The organism is Paenibacillus sp. FSL H7-689, from assembly GCF_000517905.1.
Taxonomy (GTDB): domain Bacteria; phylum Bacillota; class Bacilli; order Paenibacillales; family Paenibacillaceae; genus Paenibacillus; species Paenibacillus amylolyticus.
The window spans coordinates 36,803-53,321 of record NZ_ASPU01000003.1 but is presented as its reverse complement, the minus strand read 5'-3'; the positions used below and the strand labels follow the sequence as shown (position 1 = coordinate 53,321).

Here is a 16,519-nt window from a genome sequence, read left to right as displayed (position 1 = left end):
TTAATTCGATGATGATGAAGCGGCAGCAGCCGATGCTGCGGCAGTTGCGGCCATGGCGGCCTGCTGGGCGATGATAATATTTGTGATACTGGTTGAGATTGCTGTCGTAAGCACACCGTTCCGCAGATTCTCCACATGTTGAATGGCTACCAGAGCAGACGAGAACAGGAGCAACTCCTGTTTGTCGATTGACCAGGCACCGAAGCCTTTTTGAGTCCGTAACCAGTCATTTGTTTCCGCGACTTCATCCACTAATGAGTCTCTGTCCGAAGGCAGTAGAGATAGTATCCCGAGAGATGGTAACGTATACGTTTTGTCCATTCGAAAATCTCTTTTACGAAAAGCTTCATTTAAAGCAATCACACGAGCACCTGCATCCGGGGGATCATCTCCAAGAACCAAGACCTGTGTTAACGCCTGCACACTGTTTCTGGAAGAGAACTCTGGTTTTAATTCCCCGTAGAGTTGTTCCATACGTGCCACACCAGTATCTACGTTGAGGTCGGAAAGGGCTAACATGGCAGCGAATATGTAGTCATCCTGTCCAGTGAGGAAACGATGCTCTGCTTTCATGCCGTCATAAAATGATTTGGCCCGCTCCACCGTAGGTTGAAACTGGTCAGGTGATGTCTGAGTAGCGATCTGATAGGCGGCAATAACCAGATAATCAGAGTTGCGAAATTTAATCTCTTTCATCAAGTCATAGACATGCAAGGTGTCTGCCAGTCTTGTCTCTGCATCCGTTGTAAGGGAGAGCATGGCAGCAATGCTAATGGCCGAATTACCTCTGAATGCAGAGAAAAGTTTTGTGTTTTGCTTAATCAACTCATGGCTTTGACGAATAGCTTCCCCATCCGCTGTTTTATTCTCCGCTGCATAGAGCAGGGCAACCAGACGTTGCATCATCGCATGTTGCCATTTGAACGACTTCTTGATGATCTGGGTATTGGAAACAAATAATTCAACTCGTTCTGTATGATGCTGCTGCATAGGCACACCTCCATATTCACTGTTATTCTACAGTACTCTATTTCATGATTAGATTACCTTCACGCTGTAACATGACCTCTTCCAATGCCTTGAAGCTGCTGGATTCGGGGTCTCGTCTACGATGGCATATTTTGATTTGGCGTAATCCACTTTATTATCTCCATTTAAGAAAATATAGAATAGACTATCAATCTATTATTACCCTTTTATTTAAGGGGTGCCACTTCCATAAATAAGAGAGTCTAGTTGTTGAATATAAAAAAGACCGCAATCAGCGGTCGTAGGTTAGATTGATCGGTGATATAGGACTAATCTAATTGAAAGAAATTGTGTAGGCTACGTTAGGGTATGCCGTCGTCGATCCTGGAACACGTTCTACGACAGTGATCAGCGTACCCGGATTGTAGTAGGCTGACCCGCCATTGTAAGTATTGTTGCTTACGATAACTGTACCGAGGTCGAGTGTCGTATTATTGTAGTTCCAGTAGTAGCGCAGTTGAAGGGTATTGGCTGCATTTGTCGTAATTTTCACGCTGGTACCAGTCGTTTTAGCGTTAGGAAGAATATAGGCGTATCCTTGCCCGGCCGAGAGCGCATGGGAATAGGTGCTTCCATAACTTACGATGGCGGGATTAGCGGAAGCGGTCAGGCTAAACAGAAGGGAGATACCTAGAATAAGTGCAAAAAATGTGCTAATGCGTCTTTTCATAGAATGCCCATCCTCTCAAAATAAAGTGTTTTTATAGTTTAACTCAATGTAAACCAAAAACCTTTTCGAAACGGATTGGAGCCCCTCCTTATTCAGTTTATGTTAGCGCTGACATTCCTAACGACTATACTATATACCAATAAATTACAGATGTAAATAGTGGATCAGATTAGATGATTAGGAATATCAAATGAATTAAAGCGATTATTCCCATAGGGTAGATCAATGATCTGGAGAACCCGTTTTTAAATTCATTTCGAGGATGTTTTTCGAAAAAGAAGTGTAATACGGTATGTATGATGAAAAAGATATCCAGCACCCAAAATGTAATGGTCTGATATGAGCTAAAAAGAAGAGAGAGGATGATGGTATACATTGGAAGGTGAATCCAAGTGAAATACCTATAGGCTTTATCATCTTCCATATCTTTTAACACCATAAACAATTTCCACTCGGACCGCCTGATGGCATCCATTTCGTGAAGCAGAAAGAGAGACAGGTTAAACAAAAATAAAACCAGTAAAAAGTCAGGCATGCAAAGTCTCCTTTTCCTATTCAATCTGTTCCTATCTTACTAAAGGTAATTTGATTTGGCAAAATATGAAAAAAAGGTTCACGCTCCGTTCATACGTGCTTGATATGCTCTCGAAAGAAAGCGTAAGGAACAGGTATTAAAAAATATGCGGAGTGGTGGGGGTAAGTCATGTCATCGTTGATAAGAAAGATTTTTGGGAAAATGATTTTACTGGTGTTATTGTTAGGCATGATATTAGGGGCAACTGGATTAGGGACCATACCACTATCGGCAGCAGTATCCAATCCGGGATTAAATTCGGGCAAATTGGAGCAAGGAGTCGTAGCGAATCTGGATGATTCAGATCAGTTAACGGCATTCATGGATGGGATGATGGATGTGCAAATGCGATCTTTACAGATTCCAGGCGCAGTCATTTCGATTGTGAAGGATGGGAAGATCCTGCTCTCCAAAGGGTACGGACATTCGAACATCGAAGAAAATAAACCCGTTGATCCCCAAACCAGCTTATTTCGAATTGCTTCAACAACAAAGCTGTTCACATGGACCGCCGTGATGCAATTGGTTGAGGCGGGCAAGCTTGATCTTGATACAGATATCAACACTTATCTGAAAACGGTGCAAATACCGAGAACCTATGAGGAACCGATTACGTTGCGCCATCTCATGACCCATACCGCAGGGTTCGAGGAAGGCGGTGTTGGTTATCAGATTACTACCGATCCGGGGAAACTTCCCGTCTCTATTGCTGAAACGATGGCAAAACATATGCCTGCAAGGGTTAAGCCACCAGGAGAGATGCTGTCGTATTCCAATTATGGCGCCTCACTCGCGGGACTTATCGTCGAAGAAGTGAGCGGTGTTGCCTACAATGACTATATACAGAAAAATATATTTGATCCGCTGGGCATGAATTATGCTACGGTAGAGGAGCCTGTTCCAGCGTCTCTGGAACCTTATGCCGCCCTTGGATACGCCCGAGCTAACGGCGAGTTTGTAACCAAACGGCCAACGTTTGAGGGAGGATTTCGTCCTGCGGGATCAGGGAGCGTGTCGGCGAACGATATGGCTCATTTTATGATTGCCCATCTTCAAGACGGGCGATATGAAGATAAACAAATACTCAAGCCGGAAACAGCCAAACTCATGCATTCTCCGGCATTCCAGTTTGATGAACGTTTACCCGCCATGGATCTGGGCTTTTATGAGTTGAATATGAATGGGCTGCGTGTGATCTCTCATGGAGGGGCCGATGAGCTGTTTAATACAGCGCTTTATCTTGTACCAGACAAAAAAGTGGGCATCTTTGTTTCCTATAGTGGAGGGGAAGGCGGAACGGCAGCAGAAGGGTTGGCACAAGCCTTTTTTGACCGATACTATCCTGTAGATGCAACTAAGCAGCCTAATGAAGCTTCTATCGAATTAGGGGAGTCCCTGGATAAATATGCAGGCTCTTATCAATTTACACGCCGTAATCACACGAAGATCGATAAGTTTTTCAGTTTTCTGACTCAAATCAATATTGAGTTTTCGGATAACCGACTGTTTATTGGAAGTGGTGCAGATCAGCAAGTGTATACTCCGATTGGCGTGAATTTATTCCAGGAGGTCGGAGGGACACATCAGATGGGGTTCCGCACCGATGCAGAGGGCAAGGTCACGTATATGTTTCTGGATATATTAAACCCAATGCCGCTGGAACCTGCACCGTTAATGAACCAATCGAAGTTCTGGCTCCTCTTGCTCGGCATTTCGGTTGTTCTGTTCATCACTGTATTGCATGGATTTGTTTATCGCAGACGCGAAATCAGAGTGATGCCAAAAGCGCAGAAATGGGCAGTACGGTTGTCAGCTATTACATCTATATGGGGACTATTAACCTTGGGCGCAACACTTCTCGTGTTGAACATGAATCTGATTGATCGGCTTAGCCATATTCCACTATCTTTACGTCTCTATCTGTTTATGCCGGTTATCCTTGTAGGGTTGACTGCGGCAATATTCATCATGAGCGTCCTGGCATGGAAAAACCAATATTGGACGTTACTGAAGCGTGTGCATTATACGTTCGTAATGGTAGCAGCGGTGATCTTGAGTTTATTTTTCTATCATTGGAACCTGCTGGGCTGGCATTTTGGTTGAAGACTTCCTCCCAAGTGGAAGAAACAAGATAGATATCGGAGGCATACATTTCATATGACCAAAATCCTAGTTGTGGATGACGATGTGCATATTCGTGAGCTGATTACCTTGTTTTTGCGGAATGAAGGATTCGAGATTGTGGTAGCCAAGGACGGTGCGGAAGCACTGGAGATTGTGGGGAAATCCCCAATTGATCTGGTTATCCTTGATATTATGATGCCGCGATTGGATGGTTGGGAATTATGCAGGGAGATCCGGCGTATGGATCTGAATATGCCATTGCTAATGGTCACGGTAAAAGGGGAATCGGCCCAGAAAGTAAAGGGATTTCAGTTGGGAACAGATGATTATTTGACAAAACCCTTTGATCCGCTGGAACTTGTGATGCGAGTAAAAGCATTGCTGAAACGTTACTTGATTGTCTCCTCCCAGACCATTCAACTAGGGGGCATTATGCTGAATCGACGCAGCTTTCAAGTGATTCGTGGAGAAGAAACAATCAATTTGCCTTTAAAAGAATTTGAATTGCTGTTCATGCTGGCAAACCAGCCTGGGCAGATTTTTACCCGAGAACAGTTAATCATCAAGATCTGGGGGAGTGATTACGAAGGGGATGACCGGACAGTTGATGTTCACATCAAGCGACTAAGGGAAAAATTCGCTGGTGATGCACACCATTTTCAGATTGAAACGGCTCGTAGTCTGGGCTACCGGTTAGTCATCACATGATCAAAACCTTATATGTTCGTATTATTTGCACGTTTCTGGTCGTCATTGTTTTCAGCTTGCTGACCTCTTTCTTCATGGGGATCTTCCTTTTCAAAAAGGAAGTAAATCATATCGGTCAGAATGACATGATTTCTGTAGGGGAGGAACTGATCCGTCTATATGAGCAAACGCAACCTGAGGACAGGGATGCTTTCATCAAAAGTATGGTTAAAGTGTCCACCTATCCCATTCATCTATATGACGTTTCGGGTAACGTAACCTTTTATGACTTAGACCATACAGAGACCGTTGAAATTGCACCAGAAGTGGTTCAAATGGTGTTGCAGGGTCAGATCTATCGTTCTCCCGGAGAAGTGGAGCAGACGTTCATAGGTCTTCCTTTTCCATACAAAGGGGAACCACAAGCCATGTTTATGCAGTATTCTCCGCAGAATGAAAATATCATTAATCGGATGGTTTTGCTGGTATTATTGCTTGCACTGTTGATCGGAAGTTTTTGTATCCTTATTGCTGCAAGGTATTTGGTGAAGCCGATTCAGGTGTTGACGCGGGCAACCAAACGACTGGCGAAGGGTGATTTCAATGTGGAAATCCAAACAAAACGTGTGGACGAAATGGGAGCATTGACGCAGAGTTTCAATGAAATGGCGAGTGAGCTTAAACAGCTGGAACAGATGAGACAGGATTTTGTTTCCAATGTATCTCACGAGATTCAAACGCCGCTGACCTCTATTTCCGGTTTTGCCATGGCTTTGAAAAACAGCAGCCTGGTTGCGGAGGCTGATCGTAACTATTATCTCGATATCATTATTACGGAGAGTGGACGACTATCCAGACTAAGTGATAATCTGCTGGAGCTTGCGTCTCTGGATTCCGATCATCATCCGTTCGAGACAACTACCTATAATCTTGATGAACAAATCAGGCAAGTGGTGGTGACTTGCGAGCCTCAATGGTCAGCCAAAGGCATTCCAATTCACTTAGAATTGGCGGACGGTATCAAAATCAGGGCAGATCAGGACCAGCTTAACCAAGTGTGGATGAATTTACTAGGCAACAGCATTAAGTTTACTCCCGTGGGCGGGCGTATCGAAATACGCACGAGCCAGTCTGTCGATGGAATCTTTTTCACGATAACCGATTCGGGCATTGGAATAGCGCCGGAGCAACTGGATTATGTTTTCGAACGGTTTTATAAAACAGACCTGTCACGCGATCGTAGCATTAGTGGTAACGGTCTGGGCCTCGCCATCGTCAAAAAAATCGTGATGCTTCATCACGGAACTGTCGAAATGAAAAGTCAGGTGGGCGTGGGGACAACGGTGATGGTTCATCTGCCTTCCGGATGATTACAAAAATGGATGTAGAGCTGCTAAAGATATTTTTCTGGCAGCTCTTTTTTTATGGGTTTTCAGATTCGTTTATCATCACGAGTTATCAGGGTAGGATTGATTACGCAACAGTTCTGGCAAAGCATGTAGCACTTGCATACGTTCCAGCGCACCCTCCATATTCCAGTGTTGTCCTACATGATATACTTTTCCGTTACGCACAGCAGGAAGATCACGCCAATGAGGGCTTTCCAGCCAACTCATCTCGCGCTTATAAGAGGTAGCGTCATCGACGTCCCCATTTCTGGTTGCAGATATCATAAAAATACGATTCCCTACATAACGCTCAAAATCGCTTTCCTCGATCTTAACAAAAGCCTCGCCTTGCTCTATTAATGTCGCTACTTCATGAGGAGGTCTGAATCCATTGGCATGGTACAGTGTGTTTGTGAGACCTTGAGAGGCCATGACATAGAGTTTGCCATCATTACTGTCGACAAGAACTGTGGCAGTTTCACCGGGTACGAATGCGTCTCTGCATACATTCCACATATATTCGGCGATAGCGTCATAGCGGATCAGCCAACGTTCCGCTTCTTTTTCTTTGCCGAAAATTTGGCCCAAAGTCCGCAAGCGGCTTTCCAATGTTTGCTCACGATCCAACACGATGGTTGGAGCAATGGTATTCATCTCATCCAGAGAGATGCCATAGTAGTTGGCGACGAGAATAAGGTCGGGCTTCAGCTTTCGAATCTCCTCAGGCTTAGGGGGGAAGCTGATTTCGGTTGTGTTTTGCATTGGAGCGGTATCGATGAATTGGCCCAATAGACTCTTGGGACTACCGACTGGGAACAAATCCAGGACCATCAAGTCACTTGCGGTATTACGATCCAGATATACAATACGTGATTTGTCCTTGGGGAGTTGCAACAGCCTTCCTGTAGAGTCACGGAAAAGAATGTCCTTGTCCGTGTGGCTTTGCTTATACATCGCTGCATACTCTCTAGGAGGCAACCCGGTCTTCTGACGAAAACGTCTGACAAAGTAATAATGATCATTGAATCCAACCTGATGGGCGATGGACTCAATGGTTTCTTCGGTCTGTAAAAGCAATTCCTTGGCTCGATTCAAACGAATCTCGGTTAGATATTCAATCGGAGTTTTGTCTGTCAGTGAGCGAAACAGCTCATTGTATTGCCATAAGGAAACCCCGGATATATCGGATAGTTCCTGCACTTTAATTTTCTCGGCGTAGTGTTCCTGCAAATAGATAAGGGTGCGTTTAACAGCATCTCTGGTATTTTCCAAAGAGTGAGCTTTCGTATTCTGCTCAGAGAGAGACAGCATCAGCATATGGAACATAGGTTGATAGGCATTGCTTTCTGCTTTGTTGATATAGGGGCGTTGACGACTCATATCCTGAATAATGGTGTGCATGCTGGAATAGGAACGATCGGATCGCAACGTACTTCCATCAAAGGCAGGACTTGTGTCAAACCAGACGGACGAAGCCTGAACTTTAATTACATGAAAAGAAAACATATAGACAGCGAACGGCTCATGATCCTGCCTGGTTAGTACAATGTTGCCTCCGGGTCGAATATAAAAACACTGTTCTTCAATGGCAGTAAGGGTCTCTTCCCCCAGATCCAACCTGAAGTTTCCTGAAACGACAATGAGGAGACGATGCTCTTGCGAAGGCAGTATGCTGAGGGGTTCCTCCATAAAATCAATCTCGCTAAGCGAATAGATTCCATGTACCTGATCGGTATGTAATAGAAGCTTCATGCCACAATCCCCTTACTAATTGATAACAATTCTCATGGAATAGCATAGTGTAAATACGCTCTTTTTTCAACCAATTGATAGGCGAGATAGAACATAACTTGGTGTTAAACCTGCTAAGTATTGTCTGAAAAGCCCTGGAATTGTCCATTGATGCGCCTATGCGGGATCGTTACTATAGGTAGAAGATAGTGATAATGATTATCATTAAAACAGAGTGAATGGGGAGAACGTCATGTATAGTGTGAAACGATGGGGATGGTCTATTGGTGCGGTTCTGGTGCTGAGTATCGGCCTGAGTGCTTGCAGTAGCAATGAAGGTGCGTCGGTAAATGACGGAACAACGCAGCAGACAACCGTAAAAGAAAAGGAACCCGCTGCGGAGAAACCGGAAACCAAAGAGTACGTGGATTATCTGGGACGTAAGGTAGAGATTCCAACTGATCCACAGAGGATCGTCTATTATGATAATAAAACCTTCGGGGACATGCTGGTACTTGGAGCAGATGCAGTCGGTCAGGATAGCCGATTCGAATCAATATATCAGGATCAAGTCAAGGACATTGAAGATCTTGGTGCGCCGTTGAATCTGGAAAAGCTGGTTGAGCTTGAGCCAGATCTGATCATCACAGGTCTTCACGCTCAAGGGGAGGAGTTGGATCAGATTGCGAAAGTGGCGCCGACGGTCGGAATCGATGTAGATGCTCCATTGGAGCAGCGCCTGCCTATACTTGGTCTTCTGGTGAATAGGGAGGCAGAGGCACAGCAGTGGCTGGCCGATTATGATGCGAAATCGGAGCAAGCTTGGAATGCGTTCAAACAGAGTGCGAACATCGGTCCGGATGAGACGGCAACGATATTTTTAAACACAAATCGTACGCTGTATGTTATGACGACAGGGTTAGCTGCAGATTTATACTCACCTTATGGACTGGATATACCTGATGAGGTGAAAAAGGTAACGATTGATGAAGAAATGCCATGGGCTCAAATATCACTTGAGAGTCTGCCATCATTTGCCGGGGATCACGTATTCCTGATGGCAGCTGGGGCAGGGGAAGATTCCGCTGAGAATGACGAACTGATGAAGTCAGCGATATGGAAGGACCTTCCTGCGGTTAAGAACGGTCACGTGTATGTAGTGGAGCAAAAGTGGAATAAACGTGATGCCTACACGATGCATGAATTTTTGAATGAACTGCCTGCCATGATGAAGCAGCAATAGTTCGGTAATAAGTAGTAGAGTTGAGAGAGCCTCCTGTTGAAGGGGGTTCTTTTTGTATTTTTTGTACTATCGTTCTACTCCACACTTTGAAATGGGCTCAGCTTGTACAATCAGACTTAACCTTATCTGTCTGCCATATTCATTAAGCGGTTATCCTATACCTATATGTGTAGTGAATCCGTTTCCTCACATTCCTTGTTGTATTTCTGCGGCACATCTCGTACAATTTGGTGGAGTAATTCTGCATTGCGTTAATGTGAATGTGAAAATTAAAGATTACATCAGGAATCTGTACACAAGAAAAGGGGAGAATCGTTTGGAATCAAAGCAACTATCTAGAGGGCTAAAGCCCCGCCATGTAGAGCTGATTGCACTCGGAGGTACAATCGGCGTTGGTTTGTTCATGGGATCGGCGAGTACGATCAAATGGGCAGGGCCATCCGTGTTGCTGGCCTATTTACTGGCCGGTATCGTTATCTTTTTTGTCATGCGTATTATGGGTGAAATGTTGATTCAGGAGCCGGTCACGGGTTCGTTTGCAACATTTGCTCACAAATATATTAGTCCGCTTGCCGGATTTCTGACCGCCTGGAGCTACTGGTTCCTATGGGTTACGGTTGGTATGGCGGAAGTTACGGCGATTGGTATCTATGTCGGGTATTGGTTCCCGGATATTCCACAGTGGCTACCCGCACTTGCTGGGGTGCTCATCATTGCGGCGGCAAATCTGGCGGCTGTGAAGTTCTATGGAGAATTTGAATTCTGGTTTGCGATGATCAAAGTGACGGCTATTGTGGCGATGATCGTGATCGGAACAGGACTCATTTTCTTCGGCTGGGGGAATGGGGGTCAGGCCATTGGTCTGTCGAATCTGTTCAGCCATGGTGGCTTCTTCCCTGGGGGCATCAAAGGTTTCCTCTTCGCGCTGTGTATCGTAACGGCTGCGTATCAGGGAGTTGAAATGGTCGGTATTACAGCAGGCGAAGCGGAGAATCCGAAACACACTTTGCGTAAAGCGATCAAAAATATCGTGTGGCGTATTCTTATTTTCTACGTTGGTGCCATATTTGTTATCGTAACCTTGTACCCTTGGAACGAAGTAGGCGAGACGGGAAGCCCGTTTGTGCTCACCTTTGCCAAAGTTGGCATTGTTGCTGCAGCGGGGATCATTAACTTCGTGGTGCTCACGGCGGCCATGTCGGGATGCAACAGCGGGATCTACAGTGCGGGACGTATGCTGTACACGCTGGCGGAGAATGGGCAGGCGCCTGCCTTTTTCAAAAAGCTATCCAAAGGCGGGGTTCCCCGCAACAGTATCATCATTACGATCTCCTTGCTACTGATCGGGGTTGTGCTGAACTACCTGATGCCGGACTCCAAGCTGTTCCTGTACATTTATAGCGCAAGTGTTCTTCCAGGTATGGTCCCATGGTTCGCGCTGGCGTTCAGTCAGTTCCGATTCAGAAAGCGTTGGGGCAACGAGATGGCAGATCATAACTTCAAGTCCAAATGGTTCCCGATCAGCAATTACATTATTATTGTGTATCTGATCCTCGTCATTATCGGTATGGCGTTTAACCCGGATACGCGCTTGCCTCTGGTTGTTGGAGCTACGTTCATGGCAATCGTGGTGGCAGGATATTTCGCATTTGGCATCGGAAAAAGACAACGGATAGATGGCGGCGAAGATCGCTAGTCCAATATTCAAAAATCAACTTATATCGTAATATCATACATGCATTCCTTGAAACGATTGGAGAACCTGAGGGTGATTCAGCGTCATTCAGGGAGTGCATTTTTTTATCCGCAAAATTCATACTTGAATCTCCTGTAACTGGAGGTTTTAAGATTGGAATTATAAAGATTGCACTAAAGCTATTTACACTTGCCACTTCGATGACAGAACAACCTTCTGATCGCTGTTATCCCCTGATTTTTTTGATTTAATTTTACAAAGGTGAAAATCTGGGGATAAAGGCGAACGCATCCGCTTCTTCAGGTTATTTCTGTCCTCTACGTTCTCGTGTAAATGTTTAGTTCAATTTATATAATAGCTGCTGCGCAATAATATCATTCCGATGTAATCCGTGGCAGAATGGGAGGCTTTAAGTATATGAGGACAATAGAATGGATTTATCTTATTTTCAACCTGCTTATGTTTGTGGGGGGAATCGGGATTGGGAGACAGAGTCAACATTTTCGGAAAATGGTATGGGGTGGATTTGCCATATCAGGTGTGCTGCTGATCATCCATGGTGTGGTCGAAGGACTTCGTTGGCCGATGATTCCAGCGTATCTGCTCACGTTGGTTCCACTGGTTGTGTTAGTTACACAGGCAAGACGCCAGCAAAAGTCAGGTGCAACTTCGCTGAATAGTAAATGTTCCGAGGCGCCATCTTCCACATCGACTGTGACGAGGAAATTCGGACGTGTTCGAATCATCGCAACGTCTCTTCTGGTGTTGGTATACGCTATTGTGAGCATTGGCATACCGCTGCTCTTCCCGGTGTTTACGTTTGCCAAGCCAGCAGGTCCTTATGGAATCGGAACGGTATCCTACGACTGGACAGATAACAGCCGTGAGGAGTTGCTGACGAGTTCTGCTGGTGATCAACGGGAGCTGATGGTACAGATCTGGTATCCAACGAATTCAGAAACAGAGGGAGCAACAGCCCCTTATGTTAATAAGCCGGAGATCTACGGGACAGCCTTTAATGAAGTGCTGAAACTGCCAAAGCTTTTATTTTCCAGTCTGAGTCAGGTCAAAACGCATGCGATTCAGGAAGCTCAGTTATCTGATGCCGAAGCCAAGTATCCGGTTGTTCTCTTCTCTCATGGTCTGCATGGGTATGAAAATCAGAATACGTTCCAGGTCGAGCAGCTGGTGAGTCAAGGATACATCGTTGTGGGCATTAATCACACGTATAGCAGTCTGGTGTCCGTATTCCCGGATGGACGTGTGGCGCAGTTTGAATCGGAAGGAAAAGAAGGCTTTGAACAGCTGCAATTCAGTTACATGGACAAGTTGAATGAGACATGGGTGCAGGATGCACAGTTTGTACTGGATGAGGTAGAGAAGTTGGGTACGGGAGATCCGAGCGGACGCTTTACCGGACGAATGGATCTGGACAATATCGGCATGTTTGGGCATTCATTTGGCGGAGCAACGACAGTACAGATGTTAATGGATGATCCACGTGTGAAAGCAGGCATGAATATGGACGGTGTATTGTTTGGCGAGAATCGTATTCCTGCGGAAGGCGTGGGCAAGCCGTTCCTGATGATGAGTGCAGACTCAACCGTTGCAGGCACAAGTGTGATGAGTGACGAAGAGATTGCTGCGATGGGCACGACCCGTCCGGAAGCCGAGAAATATTACGAGGAAGTGTACGAGCGCTATGAGCCGGTAACCGCAGGAGGGAACTTCTGGATGGAGCTGACCAACACCAAACATCTGAGTTTCTCCGACCTCTACCTGATCTCTCCACTGCTCGAATGGACACAGGGTGTAGAAGCGCGGGGGACACAACAATTGGTTAACGATACAACGATTGATTTCTTTAACCACTACTTGAAAGGGAAACCGCTCCATATGGACAAGGAAGTGGGAGAACATGAATCCTATTTGTTGAAAAAAGGCTAAACGTATAAATGGAAGGAGACTGAAGTTCAGTCTTCTTCCATTTGTTTTAATCGTAACCGCATGCCCTCCTGCAATAAGTTAATGCCATCTACAATCTGGCTCCATTCGGGATTCATCACCTTGCATAGCTTGTTAAAACGCAGAATGCGATCCGTCACAGAGTCCAGCATATATCGGGCCTGTTTGCGAAAAAATACTTCTGGTGCTTCCGCATGCTCAGCACTTGCATACATCAACACAAAGTCCCACACCATGCTTTGCACAGCAGGGCTATCGATTGCCCAACGTTTGTCCAGCGCTTCGGTAGTGCGAATGCGAATTGCTTCCATTTTCTTCACCCAGACGTCTGCTTCAACTTGTGGCTGATTCGCCATAATGAAGAATGGAACCTCCAGCTGAGCCAGATCGGCCCAATAGGCCGGATCATTGATCAGTTCCTGAATTTCCTTCCAGGCCAGTGTTTGCTGAGCCGTCAGTTTGGTATCTTTCATCATGTATTTATCGAAAAAGTGCAGAAACGACACTCTCCACTCCTGCGGAATGCTGTCCAGCAGATGGGATTCATCCACCTTGGCAGCAACGAATTGTTTCCGACTGCTCGCATGGGCCGTTAGGGATTCAACCAGACTGGAGATGTAGGTAAGAGACTGTTCCGAATGCAGTGAAGTGTCTTCTTCATGCTGCTTCGCTTGCTGCAAAATGGAGAGCATGGAATTCATCGTGCCGATCTGGGTTTCCAAGGCTTCAATCTGTAGATCCAGTGCCTGTGCTACCGCCAGTTCACCCGACATGAGCTTTCGAATATCCGGTATGCTGAAATTCAGATAACGAAGCGTTGTAATGAGTTCGAGTTGCCACAGGTCTTGCGTTGTATAGAGTCGATGCCCGCCTTCCGTATGATTGGAGGGTTGTAACAGTTCAATCTCATCGTAATAACGGATCGTTTTCACCGTGGAGCCGATCAGTTTGGCTGCTTCACCGATGGAATAGGGTTCTTTGTTTGCATTCAACGAGATCACCTCATGATTCATTATACAACCTCCTGTCACTGGAGATTCAATGTTAGACGACTGTCATAGAATTCTGGCGGGCGTAGTTTAAATTCCACCCATCTCGGTTACAAAGGAAAGAGTGCAACTTTTACGCAAATTAAATTCACAACAAATAAAAAAATAAGTTTATACGATGGATATCGTGTAAATAACCAAGGAGGAAATTGAACATGGCTAATCAAGATCAGCACACCATGCAAGATCCAACGACCCAATATCCAAAGGCGACACCGGAGTGGAAACAGCAGCAGGATGAGCCGGGGCTCCAGCGTGAGATGACCCCTGTTCCCGATGCGGGTGAGAAAAGTTATAAAGGCAGCGGACGTTTAACAGGACGTAAAGCGGTTGTCACCGGAGCCGACAGCGGAATAGGCCGGGCGGCAGCGATTGCATTTGCTCGTGAAGGCGCGGATGTCGTTCTGGCCTATCTGCCGGAAGAGGAAGCAGATGCACAGGAAGTTGTGAAGCTGATTGAGGAAGCCGGTCGCAAAGCAATTACGATGCCAGGTGACCTGAAGGATGAGAAATACTGTGAAGAACTCATTGAATCTGCGGTAAAAGAGCTTGGCGGGATTGATATCCTTGCTAACGTAGCAGGTAAACAGCAGTTTGTAGAGCAGATTGCGGATCTGACCACCGAGCAATTCGATGCAACGTTCAAAACAAATGTCTATTCCATGTTCTGGCTCTGCAAAGCAGCTGTGAAACACATGAAGCCGGGCAGCTCCATTATCAACACATCATCGATTCAGGCGTATAAACCTTCGCCAATCCTGCTGGATTATGCAACAACGAAGGCATCCATTAACACGTTCAGCAAAGCGCTAGCCCAACAGGTGGGTAGCAAAGGGATACGTGTCAACGTTGTTGCACCAGGACCGGTATGGACACCGCTCCAGGTCGTGGGTGGACAACCAGTCGATAAGCTGGCCGATTTTGGCTCCAATACACCGCTTGGTCGGGCAGGACAACCTGCGGAGATGGCTCCGGCATTTGTGTTCCTGGCAAGCCAGGAATCCAGCTATGTGAGCGGTGAGACACTGAATGCAAATGGCGGTACGGTTAGTCCGTAAATAGTTTCAGGTAATCCGATCAGGGTAACAGAGGATACGGTCTCCGAATTGGGGGCGGTATCCTCTTTTTTGTCATTAAGATGAGAGAAATAAAATATTTTTATATATGAAAGCGTTCTTATATAAAACGGGAAAGCTACATGGTAATATATTCAAGAACATGATCTTCGCTCCCAGCTCTGAGAGTGCGTTGCTTATACAATGAATCTGTTCAGATCAATACACTATGCCTAGGAATCGAAGGAGGAATTCTGTAATGGCCAAGAATGTACTTAAACTAGGTGACCCTGTCATAAGCACGTACACATCATATGGGACATTAACATCCGTTATGAACGAAGATTTATGGCCATGGATTTTCAATAACTTTATACAAATCAGGTATGCACATGGATGGGGAATTTTTTCGTTTGATTCTCATCAGTTTCTGTTAAGTACCTGTCCGGGAATTTCCTTTTACAACCTGCCACAAGAAATTGTGATCAGCAAATGGGGAACATCACTTAAACAAGTGATTACGGAAGCGATAGATATGGGATATTATCTATATATTTACGCAGACAGATACTACATTGCGTGTACAGACTATTATCAAAAGGAACATCTCATGCATGAATTATTGGTGTATGGGTATGACCTGGATCAAAATTTGATATACATTGCTGATAATCTTGATGATGGTAAATTCATACAAAGCGTATGTAGTCTGGATGAACTTGAGAAAGGCTACTGGACCATGTCTAATGAGTACAGTTTTTGGACAGAAGTGAGATTTCTCAAGCCTATCCAGAATATCAATTATTCAATTCATGTGGAGCAGATTATAACGGCGATGGAAAACTATCTTAACTCAAGCGAGACATATGACTTAGTAAGAGATCAGAAATACGATTTTGGAATGCAAGCCATTCAACGCATCTTTACCGACATTGAGCAGGCAGCCCTAGTTGGAGAAACATTGGATTCACGAGTCTTTCATCTTTTATATGAACATAAGCTACTAATGGAGTTACGTTTATCTTATTTAATGGAGAAATTAATCATTGAGCCAGATGCAACTTTTATGGAGTTAAGCACTGTTCTGAAACAGGACTACTTTAAATTGAGAAATATAGTTCTGAAATACAATATAACGCGTGATACAAGTACACTCAGTAAAATAAGTGAGAGATTACAAGAGAATCTCATGAAAGAAAAAGCATTTATTTCTTCTTTTATTACCAGATTACAACAGGTTAAATCAATGACTTGAAGTCATCTAATAATAGACAAAAAATCCCCTTTGCTTGTGAAAAAGCAAAGGGG

Annotated in this window: 13 protein-coding genes; 8 read left to right on the top strand and 5 right to left on the bottom strand. The window is 45.1% G+C overall.

Features of this window, described 5'->3' with window-relative positions:
* The 3 genes from C170_RS01890 to C170_RS31560 form a co-directional block, all read right to left on the bottom strand.
* Complete coding sequence (locus tag C170_RS01890; RefSeq protein ID WP_036606001.1) at window positions 1–990, bottom strand: DUF4003 family protein; 990 nt, start codon at window positions 988–990, stop codon at window positions 1–3.
* 313 nt (window positions 991–1,303) lie between these two features.
* Complete coding sequence (locus C170_RS01885; protein WP_036606000.1) at window positions 1,304–1,699, bottom strand: hypothetical protein; 396 nt, start codon at window positions 1,697–1,699, stop codon at window positions 1,304–1,306.
* A 169-nt stretch (window positions 1,700–1,868) separates the two neighbouring features.
* Window positions 1,869–2,234 (bottom strand): DUF6713 family protein, encoded by a 366-nt coding sequence (locus C170_RS31560; RefSeq protein ID WP_017690584.1) that lies wholly within the window; start codon window positions 2,232–2,234, stop codon window positions 1,869–1,871.
* Window positions 2,235–2,402: 168 nt separating this feature from the next.
* On the opposite strand from C170_RS31560, the gene C170_RS01875 reads away from it, so the two are divergent.
* From C170_RS01875 to C170_RS01865, 3 genes are read left to right on the top strand one after another with little or no spacing between them, the layout of a single operon-like run.
* Window positions 2,403–4,376, top strand: a complete 1,974-nt coding sequence (locus tag C170_RS01875; RefSeq protein WP_036605999.1) for a serine hydrolase domain-containing protein — start codon at window positions 2,403–2,405, stop codon at window positions 4,374–4,376.
* A 54-nt stretch (window positions 4,377–4,430) separates the two neighbouring features.
* Entirely contained in the window at window positions 4,431–5,105 is a 675-nt protein-coding gene (locus C170_RS01870; RefSeq protein ID WP_036605998.1) for a response regulator transcription factor, read from the top strand.
* Window positions 5,102–6,454, top strand: a complete 1,353-nt coding sequence (locus tag C170_RS01865) for a sensor histidine kinase (RefSeq protein WP_036605997.1) — start codon at window positions 5,102–5,104, stop codon at window positions 6,452–6,454. Before C170_RS01870 ends, C170_RS01865 begins: the two co-directional genes overlap by 4 nt.
* A gap of 78 nt (window positions 6,455–6,532) precedes the next feature.
* On the opposite strand, the gene C170_RS01860 is transcribed toward C170_RS01865, so the two are convergent.
* On the bottom strand, window positions 6,533–8,224 hold the full coding sequence (locus C170_RS01860) for a helix-turn-helix domain-containing protein (protein WP_036605996.1): 1,692 nt from the start codon (window positions 8,222–8,224) through the stop codon (window positions 6,533–6,535).
* Between the two features lie 232 nt (window positions 8,225–8,456).
* Here C170_RS01860 and C170_RS01855 point away from each other — a divergent pair, with 232 nt between their 5' ends.
* The 3 genes from C170_RS01855 to C170_RS01845 all read left to right on the top strand — a co-directional run bounded on the left by C170_RS01855 (window position 8,457) and on the right by C170_RS01845 (window position 13,089).
* Complete coding sequence (locus C170_RS01855; protein WP_051446945.1) at window positions 8,457–9,446, top strand: ABC transporter substrate-binding protein; 990 nt, start codon at window positions 8,457–8,459, stop codon at window positions 9,444–9,446.
* A gap of 316 nt (window positions 9,447–9,762) precedes the next feature.
* Window positions 9,763–11,142, top strand: coding sequence for an amino acid permease (locus C170_RS01850; RefSeq protein ID WP_036605995.1), 1,380 nt, complete (start codon window positions 9,763–9,765; stop codon window positions 11,140–11,142).
* A 417-nt stretch (window positions 11,143–11,559) separates the two neighbouring features.
* Window positions 11,560–13,089: an alpha/beta hydrolase family protein gene (locus C170_RS01845; RefSeq protein ID WP_036605994.1), complete on the top strand. Its 1,530-nt coding sequence runs from the start codon at window positions 11,560–11,562 to the stop codon at window positions 13,087–13,089.
* Window positions 13,090–13,115: 26 nt separating this feature from the next.
* Here the strand turns inward: C170_RS01845 and C170_RS01840 are convergent, their stop codons facing one another.
* Window positions 13,116–14,120, bottom strand: a complete 1,005-nt coding sequence (locus C170_RS01840) for a MerR family transcriptional regulator (RefSeq protein ID WP_051446944.1) — start codon at window positions 14,118–14,120, stop codon at window positions 13,116–13,118.
* 191 nt (window positions 14,121–14,311) lie between these two features.
* Here C170_RS01840 and C170_RS01835 point away from each other — a divergent pair, with 191 nt between their 5' ends.
* Both C170_RS01835 and C170_RS01830 read left to right on the top strand, forming a co-directional pair.
* A complete protein-coding gene (locus tag C170_RS01835; protein ID WP_036605993.1) occupies window positions 14,312–15,214 on the top strand; it encodes an SDR family oxidoreductase in 903 nt (300 codons plus the stop codon).
* Between the two features lie 256 nt (window positions 15,215–15,470).
* Window positions 15,471–16,466: a hypothetical protein gene (locus C170_RS01830; RefSeq protein ID WP_036605992.1), complete on the top strand. Its 996-nt coding sequence runs from the start codon at window positions 15,471–15,473 to the stop codon at window positions 16,464–16,466.
* Window positions 16,467–16,519 lie beyond the last annotated feature (53 nt).